This is a genomic window from Pseudomonas sp. HS-18 (assembly GCF_020401845.1).
In the GTDB taxonomy this organism is placed as follows: domain Bacteria; phylum Pseudomonadota; class Gammaproteobacteria; order Pseudomonadales; family Pseudomonadaceae; genus Pseudomonas; species Pseudomonas nitroreducens.
The window spans coordinates 1,305,005-1,325,548 of sequence record NZ_CP084413.1 but is presented as its reverse complement, the minus strand read 5'-3'; the positions used below and the strand labels follow the sequence as shown (position 1 = coordinate 1,325,548).

Below are 20,544 nucleotides of genomic sequence, written 5' to 3'. Positions count from 1 at the left end.
ACTCCTCATATGCTCTTGAGCATGCGCCAGAGCATGTAGACGCCCAGCACCTGCAGGCCGAGGGACGTCAGCAGCATCCAGCGGCCGCCGCTGTCGAGCCACATGTTCATCAGGTAGCCCGGGTTGGTGAACAGGATGTAGCCGCCCAGGCTGATCGGCAGCACCGCCAGCACGAAGGCGCTAAGGCGCGTTTCGCCGGTCATGGCGCGCAGCTGGCGGCTGAGCTTCTCGCGCTCGTGGATGACCTTGATGATGTTTTCCAGCAGGTCGGTGGTGTTGCCGCCGTAGCGGTGGTTCACCGCGACGCCCAGGGAAAACACGTGCAACTCCTCCACGTCGTAGAGCTCGGCGACTTCCTGCAGCGCCTCGGGCAGGCTGATGCCCAACTGAACGTGATGGGTGACCAGCGAGAAGATTTCCCGCAGCGGATCGTCGGCGGCACTGACCGCCTGGGAGATGGCATCGCCCAGGGTGCGGCCCGAGTGCAGGCTGCGCACCACCTGGTCGAGAAAATTGGGCATCTGCCGGATCATCTTCTGCAACCTGCGCTGGTAGAGCGCGTTGAGCAGGATGTGGAAACCCGCCAGGGCCAGGCCGACGCCGCACAGGAGGCCGACTGGCCCGAGGATGCGCTCGCACAGCACCCCCAGCAGGAACGCCGCCAGGGCCGCGCCCAGCAGCCAGATACGCATGTCGGCGATGCCTGCGCGGCGCAGGCGTCGCGCCAGCCAGTGGCTGCTGCGGCCACGTCCGCTCTGCACGATGGGCTCGCCGCTCAAGCGACGCATCACCTGCTCGTTGTGCCGCGCGCGCCAGCTCATGCCACTGAGCACGACGCCGATCGCCGCCAGCGCCAGGCTGGCGAGAATCAGCCAGAGCGCGCCATTCACAACAGCACCTGGCGGAATTTCAGCCCGCTCGGCTGGGCGGTACGGACGAACTGCCCGGTGCCGCGCCGATCCAGGCTGAACAGCGAGTTGGTGACGTAGACGCCATCGCGCACTTCCAGCACTTCGAGTATCTCGCTGATGCAGCGGCGGCCGTTGGACAGGCGGGTGATCTGCACGACGACATCCAGCGCCGAGCAGAGCATCTGCCGCAGGGTCTGCTCCGGCACGCGCTGGCCAGTGAGGCCGACGAGCATTTCCAGGCGCAGCAGCGAATCCATGGCCGAGTTGGCGTGCACCGTACTCATCGAACCGTCGTGGCCGGTGTTCATCGCCTGCAGCACGTCAAGTACTTCCACGCCGCGGATTTCGCCGAGAATGATGCGGTCCGGGCGCATCCGCAGGGCGTTGCGGATGAGGTCGCGGGCGGTGACTTCGCCGAAACCCTCGGCATTCGGCGGGCGGGTTTCCAGGCGTACCACGTGGTCGTGGCCCAGTTGCAGCTCGGCGGTGTCTTCGATGGTGACGATGCGCTCACGCTCGTCGATGAAGCTGCTCATGACGTTGAGCAGCGTGGTCTTGCCGGTGCCGGTGCCGCCGCTGATGAGGATGTTGCAACGGCTCGCCACGGCCTGGCGGAGGAACGCCAGCATCTCCTCGTTGACGCTCTGGTAGCCCAGCAGGTCGGCGCTCTTGAGCAGGTCCTTGCTGAACTTGCGGATCGACAGGCACGGACCGTCCAGCGCCACCGGCGGGATGATGGCGTTGACCCGGCTGCCATCGGGCAGGCGCGCGTCCACCATCGGGCTGGACTCGTCCAGGCGCCGGCCCAGCGGCGCGAGGATGCGCTGTATCACGCGCTGCACGTGGTGGTCGTCGATGAAGCGCAGGTCACTCTGGTACAGCCGGCCTTCGTGCTCGATGAACACGCGGTCGGGGCCGTTGACCAGAATTTCCGAGATGCCCGGATCGCGCAGGAGGATTTCCAGCGGGCCGAAGCCGGTCAGCTCGTCCACCACCTCTTCGGCGAGGCGGTCCAGTTCATAGCGGGAGATCGCCAGCTGGCGGCGCGCAGCATATTCGCTGACCTTCTCGGAGACGTACTGCGCCACCGCCGGCCGCGCGCCCTCCAGCAGGTTCATGCCGTCTTCGTCAATCTCGTCGATGATGTAGCGGTGCAGGCGCATCTTCAGCGCCTGCAGATCCCGGTCGTGGTTTGCGCCGTGGCCGCTGCCGCCGTAATGCTGGGTCATGGGCGCACGGCCCTGGCGCGACCGATCCAGCCGAACAGGCCGCGTTTCTCCACGACGCCGGCGCCCAGTCCCTCGGCGAGGTCACGCAGCTTGACCGTCAGCGGATCGCGCGGCGACAGCTCGAACAGGCTCTGGCCGACATTCTTCGAACGCAGGCGCGCTTCGGGGGATGCCGGCAGCACACCGAACAGTTCCAGCCCGAACATCTTGCCCAGCGCCGGCGCATCCGGCGGCACCGAGGGCCAGTAGCGTTCGATCAGCAGCTCCATGCGTGGCAGCATCGGGCTGCGCTCACGCAAGCGACGAAGGCGCTCCAGCCCCTTCTTGCAGGACGGCACGCTCTGGTCCACCAGCCACAGCACGCGGTTGGCCTGGCCAAGCAACTGCGAGCTCAATTCGCCCTCGGCAACGCCCGTCAGGTTGACCAGAATGTGGCTGAACGCGCTGCGCAGGTTGCCCAGCAGCAGGTACAGCTCGGCCGTGGTGACGCGCTCCAGCACGCCGGGCTCGTCGGACAGGCTCAGCACCCGCAGCCCTGATTCGTGGCGGGTAAAGGCGCTGTCGATCAGCGTCTGGTCGAGGCGCCGCAGGTTACGCATGGCGTCGGCGAAGGTGAAGGCCGGCTCCATGCCGAGGATGGCCAGCGCTTCTCCGGTAGGCTGGCCGATGTCCACCAGCAGCACACGGTGCTCGGGCTGGCGTTGCAGCGCCAGCGCCAGGTGCAGGGCGACGAAGGCGCCGTCGGCGTCGGGCCGGGCGCTGACCAGGCTGATCAGCTCGCCCTGCTGGGTGGCACTCACCGGTACCGTGGGCAGGCGCCCACCAAGACGCCGGACCAGCCCGCTCAGCTCGCTGGCGCGGGCACCGTAGGTGACGAAATCCCTTGCGCCAGCGCGCATGGCGGCGAGCACCAGCTGGTTGTCCAGGCCATCGCCGACGGCCACGACCGACAGCAGCGGACGCGCGGAAACCAGCCCCTCGATCAACGAACCCTGGGCAACCAGATTGGCCTTGTTCAGGCTGGTGAAGAGCACCGTCGCGCCGGTGACGTCCAGCAGCGACAACAACTCTTCCAGGGTTCCACTGTTGGCCAGAACCACCTGCCCGCACCCGGCCAGGCTGCTCTGCAACCATTCCTGCTCGCCAGGATGCTGGATCAGTGCCACGAACGTCTGACTCATGCCCATGCTCCCTTGCTTTGCCTTGCCTCCCGCTCTGTGGCGGGTCAGCGCTTCGTAGGTATCCATCAGCGCGACATCCCGCTGTTGGCCTTGCGCCGGTCGAACCGGCCGTCTTCGAGGAAGTAGAACTCCGCGAAGCCCGGGTCATAGTTGCGCAGGCCCTCGCCTGGCAGGGTCGGCAGTGCAGCATTGGCGGCCAGCGGCTGGACCAGGTGCGGGGTGACGATCATCAGCAGTTCGCGGTCGTCCTTGTCCAGGTTCGAGGAACGGAACAGCGCGCCGATCACCGGGATGCTGCCCAGGAACGGAAACTTGTCGATGTTGCTGATGGTGTTGCTGCTGATCAGGCCGCTGATCACGAAGCTCTCGCCGTCGGCGAGCATCACGCTGGTGTCGGTGCGGCGGACGTTGAGTGCCGGCACGGTGATGTCGGCGGTGCGGATGCCGTTGGAGAAGTCCAGCTCGCTGACCTCGGGGGCGACCTTCAGGGCGATGCGCTTGTCGTTCATCACCGTGGGCGTCAGCGTCAGGCGCACGCCGAATTCCTTGTACTCGATGGTGATGTTGTTGTTATCGCCATTGGGCACCGGGATCGGGAACTCGCCCCCGGCCAGGAACGATGCGCTCTGTCCGCTGGTGGCGACCAGGCTGGGGCGCGCCAGGGTGTAGGCGAAGCCGCTGCCTTCCAGGGCATTGATGAAGCCCAGCCACTTGCTGCTGCCACCGCCCCAGATGATGTTGAAGCCGCTCTGGTTGGTGCCGAAGTTGCCGCCCAGGCCGCCGTCGACGCCAACCTCGAGGTTTCCCAGGCTGCCCGGCGCACCGAGTACAAAGGTGTTGGAACCACGCCGCACCAGCGAGGTACTGGCCTGCTTGAGCTTGCTGCGGCTGACTTCGACGAAGCGGATGTCGGTCTGCACCTGGTTGGGCAGGCCGCCGGCGGCCATGCCCGCTGCACCGGCGACATCGCCGACGGCACGGCCGCCCACGCGCACCACGCTGCGCAGCGGCTGGTCGCCGCAGGTAGTCCAGATCAGCAGGCTGGTCAGGCCTTCGGCCTTGCCGGTGATGAGGAAGTCACGCTTGTCCAGCACCTGCACGTCGGCGATGTTCGGGTCGCCGATGGCCAGGCGCTTGATCGGCACCGGGAGCTGCTGGTCGCGCTGGGCGCCCTGCTCCACATCGAGATTCAGCTGCTGGCCGGCAAGCCCGGCGCAGGCGCTGGGCACGGCCTGCGCAGTGGAGTGAGCGGCGCAGGCCAGCAGGGCGGCGAGGGACAGAATGAAGCGCTTGGACATCGATGCACTCCTTGCTCAATGTGCTTCACGGGTGACTTCGGTACCGCGATAGACCACCACGCCCTGGCTCACCGCCGGCGCGGAAATCTGGCGAGTGGCAGGCGCCGTGGTCGGCCGCGGCTTGCCGATCAGTTGTTCGAGGGTGATCGGCTGGCTGCTGCCCGTTCCCAGGGAGGCCTGGAGGTAGCGGCCCTCCTGTTCCTTCTCGTAGAGCTTTTCGTCCTTGCTGCGCACTGCCAGGCGCAATGAGCCGGCCTGGCTGGCCAGCATCAGCCGAGAGGTGGCCTCGGCCGGCACGGCCAGCACGGCAGTGCGCGGCGGGCGCGGAGTCTGGTCCTTGGAGTCGCCGGCGTTGCGCGCCTGGCCATCCTTCGCCACGGCAATCTGCTCGCCGTAGGTGAGCACGCGCACGCCGGGCAGCACCACCTGGGCGCTGACGTTGCGCTCGCCGGTCTGCTGGTCCTGGACGAAGAGCATCACATCGACATAGTCGCCGGGCAGGACAAAGCCGCCGCCGCCGATGACTTCGTCTACCGCGATGGCCATGGCGCGCTCGTCAGGGCGGATAGTCCGCGCCAGCGGCCCGCCCGGTTCGGTGATCGATGAGGAAATGATGCTGCCGGCCGGCACCGCAACCCAGACGCGCTGGCCGATCAGCGCTTCAGGCTTGGGGAAACTTCCACTGGGCGCGGTGCGCAGCTGCTCGACGGCCAGATCTTCCTTGCCGATGACCGCCAGCGCCGGCAGATCGCGTGCGGCGACGACCACCGGCGTGCGTTGCAGCTTGTCGGCCTCGGCCACTGCCGCGGGCGCCATGTCCTGGACCACACCCACTGCCGGCTGAGCCGGCTTGCCGATCTGTAGCCCGAGGTAACCCACTACCCCTGCGCACACCAACAACAGCCCGGCGAATACCATCAGCACCTTGCTATTCATGAACCCATCCTTGTGCACAAGTGGGAAGTCGTGCCGCCGGCCCGACTCCGCGAAACAAATGCCTGCCGGAGTACATCCTTCAGACCTTTATTGTTATTTCGGCCGAACAGGAAAGTTCGATAAGAACCTTTCCTGATAATCAGGCTCTACTTGTTCCAAAGCAGAATTTAGTAGCTGCGGTAATAGCGTCAAATGCTAACTGCAAATTTCCAATCTCCAGTTAGTTATACTTATCCGTAACTATAACTTTGGTATTAGCGCTATTTGATCAATTGCATTCGGCCACACTGCGCCTAGCCTGACGATGAAGTCAGGGCAACCGCCCTGTTGGTAGTCGGGCGTGCACGGAGCATGAGCCATGGAAATTAGAGATTTTATAAAAGAACTTCCGCTGAACCTTTTTTGCAGATTCAAGTCCTTCCTAGCGAACCGCGAGGGCGCTACCGCTATTGAATACGCCGTTATCGCCGGGCTGATTTCCATCGCACTCCTTACGGCTGCGACTCCCATTGGAGCTAAGGTCAAGGAACTCATGGAAGCAGTGCAGGAAGCTCTGAGTGGTGCCAGCACTCCGTGACGAGATAACAAGCCGAAGGGGGCAGGATCTCCCTTCGGCCCTATTAATCTTCTAAAGTCCCGCGCTAGACAGCCGATACATCCTGCCTAACCCTTGTTCCACCTGCAGGATGCTTTCCCCATGCTTCGCTCGCTGTCCTTCTCCAGGAAGATCCTCCTGGCAGCCTCCCTCGTCGTCACCTTCGCCTTCGCCTGCTTCATCCTCTTCAACGACTTCCGCCAGCGCGAGGCGATCCACTCCGACACCGAGTCCTATCTCACCGAAGTCGGCAGCCTGACCGCCAGCAACATCCAGAGCTGGCTGGAAGGCCGCATCCAGTTGGTCGAGGCCGAAGCCGCGCAGCTGGCCGATGGCGAGCCGACGCCCGAGCGCATCCAGCATGTGCTGGAGCAGCAGGTGTTCCAGAAGAACTTTGAGTCCGTCTACCTGGGCGAAGCCGCCAGTGGCGTGTTCACCATGCGCCCCTACGCGCCGATGCCCGATGGCTACGACCCGCGCACCCGCGGCTGGTACAAGGACGCCGTGGCCGCCGGCCGGCTGATCGTCACCGAGCCCTTCCTCGATGCCGGCACCAACGAGCAGATCCTCGCCATGTCCATGCCGGTCATGCGCAACGGCCAACTGGTGGGTGTGGCCGCCGGCGACATGAAGCTGGAAACCATCACCGCGATCATCAACTCGCTGAAATTCGACGGCGACGGCTACGCCTTTCTGGTCAGCGACGCCGGCAAGATTCTCCTGCACCCGGACAGCAGCCTGATCTTCAAATCCCTCGGCGAGGTCTACCCGCAAGGTGCGCCAAAGGTGCAGCCGGGTGTGCAGGAAGTCAGCATCAACGGCGAGGAGCAACTGGTGTCGATGACCCCGGTGAAAGGCCTGCCGGGCGTGACCTGGTACGTTGCGCTGGTGCTTAACAAGGACTCCGCTTACGCAATGCTGAGCGACTTCCGTAACACCGCGATCATCGCCACCGTGATCGCCATCGTCGCCATCCTGTTCCTGCTGGGCATGCTGATCCGCGTGCTGATGGCGCCGCTGACCGACATGGGTCGCGCCATGCAGGACATCGCCCAAGGCGACGGCGACCTGACCAAGCGTCTACAAGTTGCCAGCAATGACGAATTCGGCGTGCTAGCCAACGCCTTCAACCGCTTCGTGGAGCGTATCCACGAGTCGATCCGCGAAGTGGCTTCGACCGCGCGCAGCCTGCACGACGTTTCGCAGCTGGTAGTGAATGCCTCCAACTCCTCCATGAGCAACTCCGACGAGCAATCCAACCGCACCAACAGCGTCGCCGCCGCGATCAACGAGCTGGGCGCCGCCGCCCAGGAAATCGCCCGTAACGCCGCCGACGCCTCGCACCACGCCACCGACGCTTCGCACCAGGCCGGCGACGGCCGCCAGGTAGTCGAACAGACCATCAGCGCAATGAACCTGCTGTCCGACAAGATCAGCTCGGCCTGCGCCAACATCGAGGCGCTGAACAGCCGTACGGTGAACATCGGCCAGATTCTGGAAGTGATCAAAGGCATCTCCGAGCAGACCAACCTGCTGGCCCTCAACGCCGCCATCGAAGCCGCCCGCGCCGGTGAAGCCGGCCGTGGCTTTGCCGTGGTGGCGGATGAAGTGCGCAACCTGGCGCACCGCGCCCAGGAGTCCGCGCAGGAAATCCAGAAGATGATCGAGGAGCTGCAGGTCGGCGCCCGTGAAGCCGTGGACACCATGACCGAAAGCCAGCGCTACAGCCTGGAAAGCGTGGAGATCGCCAACCGCGCCGGCGAACGCCTGGCCAGCGTGACCCACCGCATCGGCGAGATCGATTCGATGAACCAGTCGGTCGCCACCGCCACCGAGGAACAGACCGCCGTGGTCGACTCGCTGAACATGGACATCACCGAGATCAACACGCTGAACCAGGAAGGCGTGGAAAACCTGCAGGCCACCCTGCGCGCCTGCGCCGACCTGGAGAACCAGGCCGGCCGCCTGCGCCACCTGGTGGACAGCTTCCGCATCTGATTACGGCGAAACGAAAAAGGCGCCTACGGGCGCCTTTTTTGTTCGCGAGCAAGCTCGCTCCTGCAGGAGGCCTGCCACCACCTGTATCACCACTGAAACACCCGCCACAGAGCCACACCTACCGTTCGTCCGACTCTTTCAAGCTTCCCCCGACCACGCCGAAATCAAGGGTGAAGGCCTTTGATAGCAACCAACAAACCGGGCCTGTCTTCACTGCCGGGACAAGGGAGTTCCGGCCAAGCCCGCCCGGCTACCCGCCGTGCCGGCGCCGTCCGTTTCACACCACGGGAACGGGCGCCCTGCGGCGACATCGGACCTGTCGCCCCGGACCAACGCCGTTCTGGCATCCCTCTACTTCCGGACTCGACGCAGCATGATCAAGAGCCTGAAATTCAGCCATAAGATCCTCCTGGCCGCTTCTCTTGTGGTTTTCTCGGCATTCGCCCTCTTCACCCTTTACAACGACTACCTGCAGCGCAACGCGATCCGCGAAGACCTCGAGGATTACCTGCGGGAAATGGGTGACGTGAGCGCCAGCAACATCCAGAACTGGCTCAGCGGCCGGATCCTGCTGATCGAGAGCACCGCCCAGACCCTGGCGCGCGACAGCGCGCCGGAGCACCTGGCCGCCCAGCTGGAACAGGACACCCTGCGCAAGACCTTCAACTTCACCTACCTGGGCCAGGAAGACGGCACCTTCACCATGCGCCCCAACAGCGCCATGCCTGACGGTTACGACCCGCGCACCCGTCCCTGGTACAAGGATGCCGTCGCCGCTGGCGGCACCACGTTGACCGAGCCGTACATCGACGCCGCCACCCAGGAACTGATCATGACCGTCGCCACCCCCGCCCGGGCCGGCGGCAAGACCCTGGGAGTGGTCGGTGGTGACCTTGGCCTGCAAACCCTGGTGCAGATCATCAACTCGCTGGACTTCAGCGGCATGGGCTACGCCTTCCTGGTCAGCGGCGACGGCAAGATCCTGGTGCACCCGGACAAGAACTTCATCATGAAGTCCCTGGCCGACATCTACCCGCAGAACACCCCGAAGATCGGCGGCGGCTTCAGCGAGGCCGAGCTCAACGGCCAGACGCGCATCCTCAGCTTCACCCAGGTGAAGGGCCTGCCGTCGGTGAACTGGTATATCGGCCTGTCCATCGACAAAGACGCCGCCTACTCCATGCTGAGCAAGTTCCGCGCCTCGGCCATCGTTGCCGCGGCCATCGCCATCGTCGCCATCCTGCTCCTGCTGGGCATGCTGATCCGCGTGCTGATGCAGCCGCTGACCACCATGGGCCGCGCCATGGAAGACATCGCCCAGGGCGAAGGCGACCTGACCAAGCGCCTGAAGGTCGCCAGCAACGACGAGTTCGGCGTACTGGGCAATGCCTTCAACCGCTTCGTCGAACGTATTCACGAATCCATCCGTGAGGTGGCCTCCACCGCGCGCCAGTTGCACGACGTTTCGCAGTTGGTAGTGAATGCCTCCAACTCCTCCATGAGCAACTCCGACGAGCAATCCAACCGCACCAACAGCGTCGCCGCCGCGATCAACGAACTGGGCGCCGCCGCTCAGGAAATCGCCCGTAACGCCGCCGACGCCTCGCACCACGCCACCGACGCTTCGCACCAGGCCGGCGACGGCCGCCAGGTAGTCGAACAGACCATCAGCGCAATGAACCTGCTGTCCGACAAGATCAGCTCGGCCTGCGCCAACATCGAGGCGCTGAACAGCCGCACGGTGAACATCGGGCAGATTCTGGAGGTGATCAAAGGCATCTCCGAGCAGACCAACCTGCTGGCTCTCAACGCTGCTATCGAAGCCGCTCGTGCCGGTGAAGCCGGTCGTGGTTTCGCGGTAGTGGCGGACGAGGTCCGTAACCTCGCCCACCGCGCCCAGGAATCGGCCCAGCAGATTCAGAAGATGATCGAGGAACTGCAGGTCGGCGCCCGCGAAGCCGTGGACACCATGACCGAAAGTCAGCGCTATAGCCTGGAGAGCGTGGAGATCGCCAACCGCGCCGGCGAGCGCCTGGCCAGCGTCACCCACCGCATCGGCGAGATCGACTCGATGAACCAGTCCGTGGCGACAGCCACCGAAGAGCAGACCGCCGTGGTCGACTCGCTGAACATGGACATCACCGAGATCAACACCCTCAACCAGGAAGGCGTGGAGAACCTGCAGGCCACCCTGCGCGCCTGCGCCGACCTGGAGAACCAGGCCGGCCGCCTGCGCCACCTGGTGGACAGCTTCCGCATCTGACTGCAGCGGAAAACAAGAAAGGCGCCTTCGGGCGCCTTTTGGGTGTGCATCGAAATGAGGTCTACCGCCGCTTGCTACCGCCCAACAGCGCGCCCATCAGCCCTCGCACCAGTTGCCGGCCGATCTGGTTCGCCGCCTGGCGCACCACGGTCTTGCTGACCTGGCTGGCCAGGGAACCGAGGATCTCGCCGGCCATACCGCCGAAGTCGGTGCCCTTCTCTTCCTTCCCCTGGGTCGGCGCCATCTTGTCCTCGGCGCGGCCGGTGAGCTTTTCGTAGGCAGACTCGCGGTCGATCGGCTGGTCATAACGCCCGGCCAGCGGCGAGCGACGGATGACGTCCGCACGCTCGGCACCGGTCAACGGGCCAATGCGCGACTGCGGCGGCGCCACGGCCACGCGCTCGACCATTGCAGGGGTGCCCTTCTCTTCCAGCGTACCAACCAGCGCCTCGCCGATGCCCAGTTCGGTGAGCACCTTCAGGGTGTCGAACGCCGGGTTCGGGCGGAAGCCATCAGCCACCGCGCGCAGGGATTTCTGCTCCTTGGCCGTGAAGGCACGCAGGCCGTGCTGGATGCGCAGGCCCAGTTGCGCCAGCACGTCGTCCGGCAGGTCACTGGGCGACTGGGTGACGAAGTACACGCCCACGCCCTTGGAGCGGATCAGCCGCACCACCTGCTCCAGGCGGTCCTGCAAAGCCTTGGGCGTGCCGTTGAACAGCAGGTGCGCCTCGTCGAAGAACAGCGCGAGGATCGGCTTGTCCGCATCGCCGCGCTCGGGCAGTTGTTCGAACAGCTCGGCGAGCAGCCAGAGCAGGAAGGTGGCATAGACCTTGGGCGCGTCGTGTACCAGCTTGCTGGCATCCAGCAAGTGGATGCGCCCGCGACCATCGGCCTCGGTGCGCAGCAGGTCTTCGAGTTGCAGTGCCGGTTCGCCGAAGAAGTCCTCGGCACCCTGCTGCTCCAGCAGCGCCAGGCGCCGCAGCAGCGCCTGGGACGAAGCCGCGGTGAACAGCGCTCGGTCTTCGCCGAGCACTTCCGGGTGTTCCTTGAAGTGGTTGAGCAGCGCCTTGAGGTCCTTCAGGTCGAGCAGCAGCAGGCCTTCGCGATCAGCCACCTTGAACGCGGCGAACAGCGCGGCCTGCTGACTCTCGGTCAGTTCCAGCAGGTTGGACAGCAACAGCGGGCCCATCTCCGACAGCGTGGTGCGCAGCGGGTGACCGGTCTTGCCGGCCACGTCCCAGATGCTGACCGGGTAGGCCTGGGGCTTGTAGTTCAGCCACGGCATGCTGGCGATGCGCTCGGCCACCTTGCCCTGGGGATTACCGGCGGCGGCGATACCACACAGGTCGCCCTTGATGTCCGCAGCGAACACCGCAATACCCGCATCGCTGAAAGACTCGGCGAGGTGCTGCAGGGTCACCGTCTTGCCGGTGCCGGTGGCGCCGGCGATCAGGCCGTGGCGGTTGGCGAGCTTCCAGGACTGGCCGACCGGCTGCCCGTCGGGACCCGCGCCGATGATGAGTTCGTTCGTGGCTGACATCCGTTGTTCCCCTTCAGTGGGCCTGTCGCGCCAGCAAGCCTGTCGCGATGAGTGCTTGAGCAAGAGTGGCGCGTCCCGGCGCGCCGCGCAATCGGCTACCCCGGTACTTTGAAGACGTGCTTGAGGTAGTGAAGGAAGTTCTCGTCCTTGCACTGGGTCTTGCCTGGCGCGTCTGAGATCTTCGCCACCGGATGGCCATTGCAGGCGGTCATCTTCAGCACGATGTTCATTGGCTGCACGCCCGGCACATCGCAGGTGAAATGCGTGCCGATGCCGAAGCTGACGTCGATGCGCTCGCGTAACGAGCGATAGATTTCCAGGGCACGCGGCAGGTTGAGGCCATCGGAGAACACCAGCGTCTTGGTCTGCGGGTCGATGCCCAGCCGCTCGTAGTGCCGGATAGCCTTTTCCGCCCATTCCAGCGGGTCGCCCGAGTCGTGGCGCAGGCCGTCGAAGAGCTTGGCGAAGTACAGGTCGAAGTCCGCCAGGAAGGCATCCATGGTGATGCAGTCGGTCAGGGCGATGCCCAGTTGTCCACGGTATTCGCGCACCCAGGCGTCCAGCGCGGCGGCCTGGCTGTCGATCAACCGAGGGCCGAGCTGCTGGTGCGCCATCAGCCATTCGTGCGCCATGGTGCCCAGCGGCTTGACGCCCAGCTCGCGCGCCAGGTGAACGTTGCTGGTGCCGACGAAATGCCCCGGGAAGCCGTCGCGCAAGTCCCGCACCACCGCCTTCTGCACCGGGTAGGAGAAGCGTCGGCGAGTGCCGAAGTCGGCCATCTTGAAGCCGGCCAGTTCTTCCGCACCGGCCTCCCCGCGCAACCAGTCGAACTTTTCCTGCAGCCGCTCGCGGACCATCGTCAGCGTGGCGCCCGGATGGCAATGTCGGTTGCGCACTTCGCTGATGATCGCCAGCAGCGGTACTTCAAAGAGGATCACGTGCAGCCATGGGCCCTTGAGCCGCAGGTACAACTCCTCATTCTCCACACCCAGTCGGACGTAGTTGGGGTTGAAGCGGAAAAGGCCAAGGAAGCGGATGAAGTCCGGCTTGAAGAACGGGATGCGCTCGAGGAAGGCCAGGTCCTGCGGCGCGAAGGAGAGTTCCACCAGGCGCTCGATCTGCTCGCGCAGCGGATCCAGATAGGAGCGCAGATCCTCTTCATTGCGGCAACGGAACTCCCACTCCACCTCGGCGTTGGGGTAGTTGTGCAGCACTGCCTGCATCATGCTCAGCTTGTAGAAATCGGTATCCAGCAGGTTCTGCACGATCCGCCGGGAAAATGCGCTGTCGCTCATGCTCGTCTCATTGCAGGCTTCGAACCGGCAGTCTAAACCGGCCGCCCACAAAAAACCCCGCCGAGGCGGGGTTTTGAGTTCGAATCAGAAATCAGCGTGCTTTGCTCTGCGACATCCCGAAGAGGAAAAGCAGCAGGTCATCGTCCGGGCGGATGTCCTGTTGCTTGGCGCGCAGGTTGGGCGGGATGGGGCAGCTGTCCAAGCCACCTTTTCCGGTGATGACCGAAGGCCCCGGCTCATGCCAGGCCGCCGCCGCCAGGGTTGCCACCCCGAGCGCGCCAACGAGGAGCAAACCTCGCGTAATTTCTAACTTCATGTCTGCAACCCTTTGATGGCGCTGCCAAACGCCGCTTGGTAACCATAGACAAAGGCCTGCCATTGCGCCTCAGTCCACGACGAGCGGCGTTTCACCTGGCGAAGATCATGACGCGCAGCACGCTGAGCGCTGAAGCGCTGGCGAGCTTTTTCCATGTCAATCAGGGCCACTTCGATCTTGTCGCCGTCCACCTTCACGAACACGTGCTTGAGGTAAAGGCAGCCGTGTTGCCAGCGGCCGGCGTTAAGTTTTGCAAGGGTACTGCCGTAATGTTGCAGAATTCTTTGGTGCAGGGCTTCACCCCAGCGATCCTGGTCGCCGCGGGCGTAACAGTCTTCGAGGCTGGTAAAACCATCCAGGGATTCGGTCACCAGCAGCGCCTGCCATTCGCCATCCACCTTGCGGCAACCGGCATAGACCAGGGTCGGCACTTTAACGCCCAGCGCCTCGGCCGCCTTGAGGGCGTTGCGCTCGCGAATGGCGGTCGGGTAGCCGAAGGGATGCAGCAGGTCACGGTAGATATGCCCCATCTGCTGTTTGCGGTAGAGCATACGGCCGTCGGAAGTCAGGACTCGCTGCACGCCACTTTCGCCGCCGCGCCGACGGTTGGGTTCCTCGACCCATTTGCCGGGCACCTGGAGCCAACGGTCGATGGCGTTCTCACCGGAAATTTGCTGCAGCGAAGCCAGATCAACGGCCATCCATCACTCCTTACGCAGAATGTAGACCCGCCACATATGGATGAGCGGGACGAAATCAATGTGATCCTGGACCTTGAAACCGGCCTGGCGGAACTCCGCCTCGATGGTCTTGGCGGGAATCACGAAGCGGTTCTGGTAGGCGTGTTTCTTGCGGGTCGACTCGGCGCGCGCGCGTTTCCAGGACTTGAAGTTGCCATCGACCCACAGCGACAGGATCACTGAATCGCGACTTACGCGGTGAAATTCGCGCAACATCGTCAAACGATCATCAGATTCGCCGATGTGGTGCATCAGACGCATCGAGAAGATGCTATCGACGGCGTTGTCCGGCAGATCAATGGCAAACGCCGAAGTCTGCAAAGGTCGAACGCGTTTTACAACCTCATTCGGTTGACCGGCGCAGGCCACGGCGATCATGTCAGGCGAATTGTCCGCCCCGATGATCACCCGGTTCTCCTTCTCGGCCAGCATCGGCCAGAAGCGTCCGGCGCCACACGGCAGGTCGAGTACCAGGTTAGGCTGGCCGGCAAGCTTGAGTGCCTGGCGAGCTATCTGGACATCGCGCCAATGGGAAAGTTTCCGGGACAGTCCGGCCTGGTGCTTGCGCAGATAACGCTGCGCATGCTGGCGGTCGTACTTCTGGGAGAACTCCAGGTTGACGGGTTTTTCAGTCATCGGATTATTACCTTTCCCGAATTCAGGGCGAACGATACAAATCAGCCTGTCACAGCCGGGTCATGCACTTGTGAAGATTTTGTCAAACTACGGCTAGGCGAACTTCGAAGCGGCAGCCGTGGGGTTCCGCGGGACGCAGCGTGACGTCCCAGCCTTCGGAGGCGCAGATCCGCTTGACCAGCGACAACCCGAGCCCAAGCCCCTCACCACGCGGGTTCTGGCCTCGAACGAACGGTTGGAAGACTCGTTCTCGCTGTTCTTCCGGGATACCGGCGCCGGTGTCTTCGACCCAGAATCCGTTAGGCCCAAGTTGTAAGCGGATGCTGCCGCTTTCGGTGTAATGCATGGCATTGCGCAATAAATTGCTCATCACCGAGCGCAGGAACGGCGCGTTGAATTGCCCGGGCATCTCCTGGTTCGCCTCGTATACCAGCGTCAAACCTTTCGCTTCGATCGGGCCGCGCCACTGCGCTACCAATTCATCCCCGATCTGCCGCAGCCCGGCCTGCGAAACGATGGCCATGTCCTTGCGCTGGGCCCTGGCCAGCATGAGGAAGGTCTGCACCAGATCGCGCATTTCCTCGCAGGCACTGTTCATGCGCGCCAGTTGAGCACGAGCCCGCGCGCTGAGCCCCGGCTCCTCTGCCAACAGCTCGCAGCTGGTGGCGATCACCATCAGTGGCGTACGCAATTCATGACTGACATCGCTGGTGAAGAGCTTTTCCCGAGTCAGCACGTCGTGCAGCCGCCCCATGGCGTAATCGAAAGCCGCCGCCAGCTCACCCACTTCGTCGTTGGCGTAATCCGGCGACATGGGCGGCGCCAGCTCGAGCAACTGGTCGCGATGCCGGACCTGCCGCGCCAGGCGTGCAACCGGCTCCATGACCTTGCGCGCCAGCAGCCAGCCCAGGACCCCGGACAAAGCCAGGCTCAGGACATAGCCGGTGACCACGGCCGCGTAGAGAATCTGCTCGCGTGCTTCGAAGTCGCTCTGGTCCTGCAGCAGGACGAAGCGGCGACCATCGACATCGCGCGCCAGCGCATGGAAGGACAACTCCCCATCGAAGACTTCGTGGAACCCCTCATCCAGCCGACGCAGTGCCGGTGGCATGGCGTAGACGCCCACGCCGTCGCTGATGAAGAAACGCATGCCCGGATCGAGCTTGGGAGCCTGGCCGTTGCCCAGGTCCTCATTGATGATGCGATCCAGTTCGCCACCCAGGTCGCGGGAAATCAGGCGCTCCTCGACGATGTGAACGACGCCGACGATTCCCACCGAGAACAGGCCGCCGACGGCGGCGGTCATGAGTACGAAGGCAAAGACAATCCGGCGGGAAAGGCTCTGCTTATACTCCATGCGTTTCCTCTGCCAGCTTGTAGCCGACACCGTGGACCGTATGCAGCAGGGAGGATGCGAAGGGCTTGTCGATCACTTGGCGAAGCTGGTGCACGTGGCTGCGAAGGCTGTCGCTGTCCGGGCAGTCGTCGCCCCAGACGGCTTCCTCGAGCACATCGCGTCGCACGACGTGCGGGCTCTTCTGCATCAGCACCGCCAGCAGCTTGAGACCGATGGGATTGAGTTTCAGCGGTTTGCCGGCACGGTTCACTTCGAGGGTATCGAGGTTGTAGCTCAGATCGGCGACCTGCAACTCGCGACGACCACCACCCTGGCTGCGGCGCAGCACCGCTTCGATGCGAGCGGCCAGCTCGGACAGCGCGAAGGGCTTGAGCAGGTAATCGTCGGCGCCCGAGCGGAAGCCCTGCAGGCGGTCGTCCAACTGGTCACGGGCGGTGAGCATGATCACCGGCGTGTCGCGGCGCGCGTCTTCGCGCAGCCGACGGCACAGTGTGAAACCGTCCAACCCCGGCAGCATGACGTCCAGTACGATCAGGTCGTAATGGGAGGTCGCCGCCAGGTGCAATCCGGACAGGCCGTCCTGGGCGCAATCCACCGTGTAGCCCTTCAGGCCCAGGTAGTCGGCCATATTGGCCAGAATGTCCCGATTGTCTTCAACCAACAGAATGCGCATGTGCTCTCCTTTCGCGAACAGCACTCTAGCCTAACTGGCTTAAATGGAACTTAAGCGCCTTTGACGGTTTTTTCACACTTCATCGCATTCTCAAGATAGCAGCGCACACCCGGAGTCCATCGTGCTCGTAGCGCTGGATATCCAACAGCCACTGGCGGTCCTCCGGCTGTCGTTGCGATCCTGCAGGGGGAAGCACCGCAACGGGGCCCCGTTCATTCTTGCCGAGGCATCACTATCAGCGGTCGCTTAACGGCCCATCATCCAGTTCACCGACCAGAGCCCGGCCAGGGTCATCAACAGAGAACCGGCCAGGTGCGTGGCGACTGTACCCATCGCCCAGGCCAGGCGGCCCTGCTGCAGCAACATGACGACTTCGGCGGAGAAGGTCGAGAAAGTGGTGAGACCACCGCAGAAGCCGGTGATGATCAGTAACCGCCATTCCGGCGCCACGCCCGGCGTGTTGGCGAAGAAGGCGATGGCCGCGCCGATGATATAGCCGCCAACCAGGTTGGCGACCACCGTGCCCGGTGGCATGGAAGGCAGGAGGGTGTTGAGCTTGAGCCCGAGCACCCAGCGCAGCAGTGCACCGAGGGCGGCTCCGAGAGAGACGGCAAGAATGGATTTCCACATGGTCCTGTCCTGGGAAAAGTGTCTTGGACAGGCTGCAGGCGAACGCCTACGCGCCTTTCCAGGTCAATGCGTAGGCATCATCAGCCACAAGGGCGGTTGAAGGAGGAATGCCATCTCCTGCACCGCAGTCTGGCACAACCCGCGTCCATGAAAAAGCCCCGCCTAAGCGGGGCTTTTTCTTACAGCAGGTGCCGGGTGGCTTACATCATGCCGCCCATGCCACCCATGCCGCCCATGTCCGGCATGGCCGGAGCAGCCTTGTCGTCAGCCACTTCGGCAACCATGGCCTCGGTGGTGACCATCAGGCCGCCGATGGAAGCAGCGGCTTGCAGGGCCGAACGGGTGACTTTGGCCGGATCGAGGATACCCATCTCGATCATGTCGCCGTACACGCCGGTAGCAGCGTTGTAGCCGTAGTTGCCCGAGCCTTGCTTGACCTTGTCGACCACCACGCTCGGCTCGTCACCGGAGTTGGCAACAATCTGGCGCAGCGGAGCTTCGACAGCGCGACGCAGCAGGGCGATACCGACGTTCTGGTCTTCGTTGTCGCCCTTCAGGCCTTCGATGGCTTGCAGAGCACGAACCAGAGCGACGCCGCCGCCAGGAACCACGCCTTCCTCGACCGCAGCACGGGTAGCGTGCAGGGCGTCTTCAACGCGGGCTTTCTTCTCTTTCATCTCGACTTCGGTGGCAGCGCCTACCTTGATCACGGCAACACCGCCGGCCAGCTTGGCCAGACGCTCTTGCAGCTTCTCACGGTCGTAGTCGGAGGAAGTCTCTTCGACCTGCTTGCGGATCTGCAGGACGCGAGCTTCGATGTCGGCCTGAGCGCCAGCGCCATCGATGATGGTGGTGTTTTCCTTGCTCAGTACGACGCGCTTGGCGTTACCCAGGTGCTCCAGGGTGGCGCCTTCCAGGCTCAGACCGACTTCTTCGGAGATGACGGTACCGCCGGTCAGGATGGCGATGTCCTGCAGCATGGCCTTGCGGCGGTCGCCGAAGCCCGGAGCCTTGACGGCTGCGACTTTCACGATGCCACGCATGTTGTTGACGACCAGGGTAGCCAGGGCTTCGCCTTCGACGTCTTCAGCCACGATCAGCAGCGGACGGCCGGCTTTGGCAACGGCTTCCAGGACCGGCAGCATTTCGCGGATGTTCGAGATCTTCTTGTCGACCAGCAGCAGCAGCGGGCCGTCGAGCTCGGCAACCATGGTGTCCGGCTTGTTGATGAAGTAGGGGGACAGGTAGCCACGGTCGAACTGCATGCCTTCTACGACGGACAGTTCGTTTTCCAGGCCCGAGCCTTCTTCAACGGTGATCACGCCTTCTTTGCCGACTTTTTCCATGGCTTCGGCAATGATGTTGCCGATGGAGTCGTCGGAGTTGGCGGAGATGGTGCCGACCTGGGCGATGGCCTTGGTGTCGGCGCACGGCTTGGCCAGGTCCTTGAGCTGAGCAACGATGGCCACGGTGGCCTTGTCGATGCCGCGCTTGAGGTCCATCGGGTTCATGCCGGCAGCGACGGCTTTCAGGCCTTCGTTGACGATGGCCTGGGCCAGAACGGTAGCGGTGGTGGTGCCGTCACCGGCAGCGTCGTTGGCCTTGGAGGCAACGTCTTTCACCAGTTGGGCGCCCATGTTCTCGAACTTGTCTTTGAGTTCGATTTCCTTGGCGACGGAAACGCCGTCCTTGGTGATGGTCGGAGCACCGAAGCTCTTGTCCAGGATGACGTTGCGGCCTTTCGGGCCGAGGGTCGCTTTAACCGCGTCGGCCAGGACGTTTACGCCGACCAGCATTTTCTTGCGAGCGGAATCGCCGAACTTAACTTCTTTGGCAGCCATGTTCTGTTTCCTCTAAATCGAATTCGGTGGGGAGTGGACGGACTGGAATCAGTCTTCCAGGACGGCGAGGATCTCGGACTCGCCCATCACCAGCAGTTCTTCGCCGTCGACCTTGATGGCGTTGCTGCCGGAGTAAGGACCGAACACCACCTTGTCACCGACCTTGACGGCCAGAGCGCGAACTTCGCCGTTGTCCAGGACACGGCCGGCACCAACAGCGACCACTTCACCGCGGTTCGGCTTTTCGGCGGCGGAACCCGGCAGCACGATGCCGCCTGCGGTTTTGGTCTCTTCCTCGCTGCGACGGATGACGACGCGGTCATGCAGAGGACGAAGCTTCATAGTCGTAACTCTCCCAAACTGTGATTTCCAACAGCCAGATCGATGCCCGGCAGGTTTTATTGAATCCGGCGTTGCCGGTTTGCGTCCCGGCTGGCGAGACGCGTAAAGAGCAGCCTGTCCATGCGACAGGGACCTTGCGGTGACCGGTACATAAGGTCGCTACAAGGCATTTCAAGGGTGTGACGAAAAAAATTTTGCAAACGGAGGGTGCTCAGGACGGCCGAAACCGTCCGAGGCTCAGCGCAAGCGGTCGCGATCTTCCTCACGGCGCTGGTACTCGCCTTCGATCACGCTCGGGCCGCCACGTTGCTGAGCGGCCGGATCGTCGGCGAAGGCCCGACGGCGCTCGGCCTGTTCCTGCATGCGCTGGCGCACGCGGCCAAGCATCAGGCGGCGGGTGAAGGGGATCAGGCAGAGCAGGCCGATGGCGTCGCTGATGAAGCCCGGCAGCATCAGCAGGCCACCACCCAGGGCGATGACCAGACCTTCGAGCATTTCCTGTTCGGGTAGCTCGCCACGATTCAGGCGCTCGCGGGCACGCAGAGCGGTCGCCACGCCAGCGACACGCAGAACGGCGGCACCGATGAAGGCACCGGCAATGATCAGCAGCAGGGTCCAGCCCACGCCGATCACGCTGCCGACCTTGATCATCACGGCCAGCTCGATCAGCGGGAAGAGAAGAATCAGGAAAAGAGGAACTCGCATCGATGTTTCCTTGGCGGGGCATTTACCCAGATAACGGGAAAGGTGGCGACGTCCCGCG

General features: G+C 63.7%; 19 protein-coding genes and 1 riboswitch. Of the genes, 3 read left to right on the top strand and 16 right to left on the bottom strand.

Going from position 1 to position 20,544, the window contains the following annotated elements; genetic code table 11:
- Window positions 1–5 precede the first annotated feature (5 nt).
- The 5 genes from LDJ84_RS06235 to cpaB all read right to left on the bottom strand — a co-directional run bounded on the left by LDJ84_RS06235 (window position 6) and on the right by cpaB (window position 5,555).
- Window positions 6–890 carry a type II secretion system F family protein gene (locus tag LDJ84_RS06235; RefSeq protein ID WP_226046073.1) on the bottom strand — a complete coding sequence of 295 codons (885 nt, stop codon included), beginning with the start codon at window positions 888–890 and terminating at the stop codon, window positions 6–8.
- Complete coding sequence (gene tadA / locus LDJ84_RS06230; RefSeq protein WP_024764100.1) at window positions 887–2,140, bottom strand: type 4b pilus Flp biogenesis ATPase TadA; 1,254 nt, start codon at window positions 2,138–2,140, stop codon at window positions 887–889. The genes LDJ84_RS06235 and tadA overlap by 4 nt, the downstream gene beginning before the upstream one ends.
- The gene (gene tadZ, locus LDJ84_RS06225) at window positions 2,137–3,321 is read right to left on the bottom strand and encodes a type 4b pilus Flp biogenesis protein TadZ (protein WP_065083893.1); all 1,185 of its coding nucleotides are present in this window, start codon (window positions 3,319–3,321) and stop codon (window positions 2,137–2,139) included. Before tadZ ends, tadA begins: the two co-directional genes overlap by 4 nt.
- Window positions 3,322–3,386: 65 nt before the next feature.
- Window positions 3,387–4,619 (bottom strand): type II and III secretion system protein family protein, encoded by a 1,233-nt coding sequence (locus LDJ84_RS06220; RefSeq protein ID WP_024764098.1) that lies wholly within the window; start codon window positions 4,617–4,619, stop codon window positions 3,387–3,389.
- Between the two features lie 15 nt (window positions 4,620–4,634).
- Entirely contained in the window at window positions 4,635–5,555 is a 921-nt protein-coding gene (gene cpaB, locus LDJ84_RS06215) for a Flp pilus assembly protein CpaB (RefSeq protein WP_037009155.1), read from the bottom strand.
- A 358-nt stretch (window positions 5,556–5,913) separates the two neighbouring features.
- Here cpaB and LDJ84_RS30775 point away from each other — a divergent pair, with 358 nt between their 5' ends.
- The 3 genes from LDJ84_RS30775 to LDJ84_RS06195 all read left to right on the top strand — a co-directional run bounded on the left by LDJ84_RS30775 (window position 5,914) and on the right by LDJ84_RS06195 (window position 10,411).
- The gene (locus LDJ84_RS30775; RefSeq protein WP_318784715.1) at window positions 5,914–6,132 is read left to right on the top strand and encodes a Flp family type IVb pilin; all 219 of its coding nucleotides are present in this window, start codon (window positions 5,914–5,916) and stop codon (window positions 6,130–6,132) included.
- Between the two features lie 120 nt (window positions 6,133–6,252).
- Entirely contained in the window at window positions 6,253–8,148 is a 1,896-nt protein-coding gene (locus LDJ84_RS06200; RefSeq protein ID WP_170859172.1) for a methyl-accepting chemotaxis protein, read from the top strand.
- Between the two features lie 373 nt (window positions 8,149–8,521).
- Window positions 8,522–10,411 carry a methyl-accepting chemotaxis protein gene (locus tag LDJ84_RS06195; protein WP_084358289.1) on the top strand — a complete coding sequence of 630 codons (1,890 nt, stop codon included), beginning with the start codon at window positions 8,522–8,524 and terminating at the stop codon, window positions 10,409–10,411.
- 61 nt (window positions 10,412–10,472) lie between these two features.
- Here the strand turns inward: LDJ84_RS06195 and LDJ84_RS06190 are convergent, their stop codons facing one another.
- The 11 genes from LDJ84_RS06190 to LDJ84_RS06140 form a co-directional block, all read right to left on the bottom strand.
- Window positions 10,473–11,951, bottom strand: coding sequence for a helicase HerA-like domain-containing protein (locus LDJ84_RS06190; RefSeq protein ID WP_226046072.1), 1,479 nt, complete (start codon window positions 11,949–11,951; stop codon window positions 10,473–10,475).
- Window positions 11,952–12,046: 95 nt separating this feature from the next.
- Window positions 12,047–13,246, bottom strand: coding sequence for a nicotinate phosphoribosyltransferase (gene pncB, locus LDJ84_RS06185; RefSeq protein ID WP_024764092.1), 1,200 nt, complete (start codon window positions 13,244–13,246; stop codon window positions 12,047–12,049).
- Window positions 13,247–13,337: 91 nt separating this feature from the next.
- Window positions 13,338–13,562 (bottom strand): hypothetical protein, encoded by a 225-nt coding sequence (locus LDJ84_RS06180; RefSeq protein WP_024764091.1) that lies wholly within the window; start codon window positions 13,560–13,562, stop codon window positions 13,338–13,340.
- Complete coding sequence (locus LDJ84_RS06175) at window positions 13,559–14,263, bottom strand: lipopolysaccharide kinase InaA family protein (protein ID WP_024764090.1); 705 nt, start codon at window positions 14,261–14,263, stop codon at window positions 13,559–13,561. The genes LDJ84_RS06180 and LDJ84_RS06175 overlap by 4 nt, the downstream gene beginning before the upstream one ends.
- A 3-nt stretch (window positions 14,264–14,266) precedes the next feature.
- Window positions 14,267–14,938, bottom strand: a complete 672-nt coding sequence (locus tag LDJ84_RS06170; RefSeq protein ID WP_024764089.1) for a class I SAM-dependent methyltransferase — start codon at window positions 14,936–14,938, stop codon at window positions 14,267–14,269.
- 82 nt (window positions 14,939–15,020) lie between these two features.
- Window positions 15,021–16,295 carry a sensor histidine kinase gene (locus LDJ84_RS06165; RefSeq protein ID WP_024764088.1) on the bottom strand — a complete coding sequence of 425 codons (1,275 nt, stop codon included), beginning with the start codon at window positions 16,293–16,295 and terminating at the stop codon, window positions 15,021–15,023.
- A complete protein-coding gene (locus LDJ84_RS06160) occupies window positions 16,285–16,968 on the bottom strand; it encodes a response regulator transcription factor (protein WP_024764087.1) in 684 nt (227 codons plus the stop codon). The genes LDJ84_RS06165 and LDJ84_RS06160 overlap by 11 nt, the downstream gene beginning before the upstream one ends.
- A 246-nt stretch (window positions 16,969–17,214) precedes the next feature.
- Window positions 17,215–17,598: a fluoride efflux transporter CrcB gene (gene crcB / locus LDJ84_RS06155; RefSeq protein WP_024764086.1), complete on the bottom strand. Its 384-nt coding sequence runs from the start codon at window positions 17,596–17,598 to the stop codon at window positions 17,215–17,217.
- Window positions 17,599–17,662: 64 nt separating this feature from the next.
- A riboswitch (Fluoride riboswitch) is annotated at window positions 17,663–17,725 on the bottom strand.
- Between the two features lie 73 nt (window positions 17,726–17,798).
- Window positions 17,799–19,439, bottom strand: a complete 1,641-nt coding sequence (gene groL, locus LDJ84_RS06150) for a chaperonin GroEL (protein ID WP_024764085.1) — start codon at window positions 19,437–19,439, stop codon at window positions 17,799–17,801.
- A 48-nt stretch (window positions 19,440–19,487) separates the two neighbouring features.
- Window positions 19,488–19,781, bottom strand: a complete 294-nt coding sequence (locus LDJ84_RS06145; RefSeq protein WP_009617968.1) for a co-chaperone GroES — start codon at window positions 19,779–19,781, stop codon at window positions 19,488–19,490.
- 237 nt (window positions 19,782–20,018) lie between these two features.
- A complete protein-coding gene (locus LDJ84_RS06140; RefSeq protein ID WP_024764084.1) occupies window positions 20,019–20,486 on the bottom strand; it encodes an FxsA family protein in 468 nt (155 codons plus the stop codon).
- Window positions 20,487–20,544 lie beyond the last annotated feature (58 nt).

What these genes read in the sequence shown, in the direction of transcription:
- pncB (WP_024764092.1), bottom strand. Translation starts at nt 13,246, where the DNA reads ATGAGCGACAGCGCATTTTCCCGGCGGATCGTGCAGAACCTGCTGGAT.
- LDJ84_RS06195 (WP_084358289.1), top strand. Translation starts at nt 8,522, where the DNA reads ATGATCAAGAGCCTGAAATTCAGCCATAAGATCCTCCTGGCCGCTTCT.
- LDJ84_RS06165 (WP_024764088.1), bottom strand. Translation starts at nt 16,295, where the DNA reads ATGGAGTATAAGCAGAGCCTTTCCCGCCGGATTGTCTTTGCCTTCGTA.
- tadA (WP_024764100.1), bottom strand. Translation starts at nt 2,140, where the DNA reads ATGACCCAGCATTACGGCGGCAGCGGCCACGGCGCAAACCACGACCGG.
- LDJ84_RS06145 (WP_009617968.1), bottom strand. Translation starts at nt 19,781, where the DNA reads ATGAAGCTTCGTCCTCTGCATGACCGCGTCGTCATCCGTCGCAGCGAG.
- LDJ84_RS06200 (WP_170859172.1), top strand. Translation starts at nt 6,253, where the DNA reads ATGCTTCGCTCGCTGTCCTTCTCCAGGAAGATCCTCCTGGCAGCCTCC.
- LDJ84_RS06180 (WP_024764091.1), bottom strand. Translation starts at nt 13,562, where the DNA reads ATGAAGTTAGAAATTACGCGAGGTTTGCTCCTCGTTGGCGCGCTCGGG.
- groL (WP_024764085.1), bottom strand. Translation starts at nt 19,439, where the DNA reads ATGGCTGCCAAAGAAGTTAAGTTCGGCGATTCCGCTCGCAAGAAAATG.
- LDJ84_RS06175 (WP_024764090.1), bottom strand. Translation starts at nt 14,263, where the DNA reads ATGGCCGTTGATCTGGCTTCGCTGCAGCAAATTTCCGGTGAGAACGCC.
- LDJ84_RS30775 (WP_318784715.1), top strand. Translation starts at nt 5,914, where the DNA reads ATGGAAATTAGAGATTTTATAAAAGAACTTCCGCTGAACCTTTTTTGC.
- crcB (WP_024764086.1), bottom strand. Translation starts at nt 17,598, where the DNA reads ATGTGGAAATCCATTCTTGCCGTCTCTCTCGGAGCCGCCCTCGGTGCA.
- LDJ84_RS06190 (WP_226046072.1), bottom strand. Translation starts at nt 11,951, where the DNA reads ATGTCAGCCACGAACGAACTCATCATCGGCGCGGGTCCCGACGGGCAG.
- cpaB (WP_037009155.1), bottom strand. Translation starts at nt 5,555, where the DNA reads ATGAATAGCAAGGTGCTGATGGTATTCGCCGGGCTGTTGTTGGTGTGC.
- LDJ84_RS06170 (WP_024764089.1), bottom strand. Translation starts at nt 14,938, where the DNA reads ATGACTGAAAAACCCGTCAACCTGGAGTTCTCCCAGAAGTACGACCGC.
- LDJ84_RS06140 (WP_024764084.1), bottom strand. Translation starts at nt 20,486, where the DNA reads ATGCGAGTTCCTCTTTTCCTGATTCTTCTCTTCCCGCTGATCGAGCTG.
- tadZ (WP_065083893.1), bottom strand. Translation starts at nt 3,321, where the DNA reads ATGAGTCAGACGTTCGTGGCACTGATCCAGCATCCTGGCGAGCAGGAA.
- LDJ84_RS06220 (WP_024764098.1), bottom strand. Translation starts at nt 4,619, where the DNA reads ATGTCCAAGCGCTTCATTCTGTCCCTCGCCGCCCTGCTGGCCTGCGCC.
- LDJ84_RS06160 (WP_024764087.1), bottom strand. Translation starts at nt 16,968, where the DNA reads ATGCGCATTCTGTTGGTTGAAGACAATCGGGACATTCTGGCCAATATG.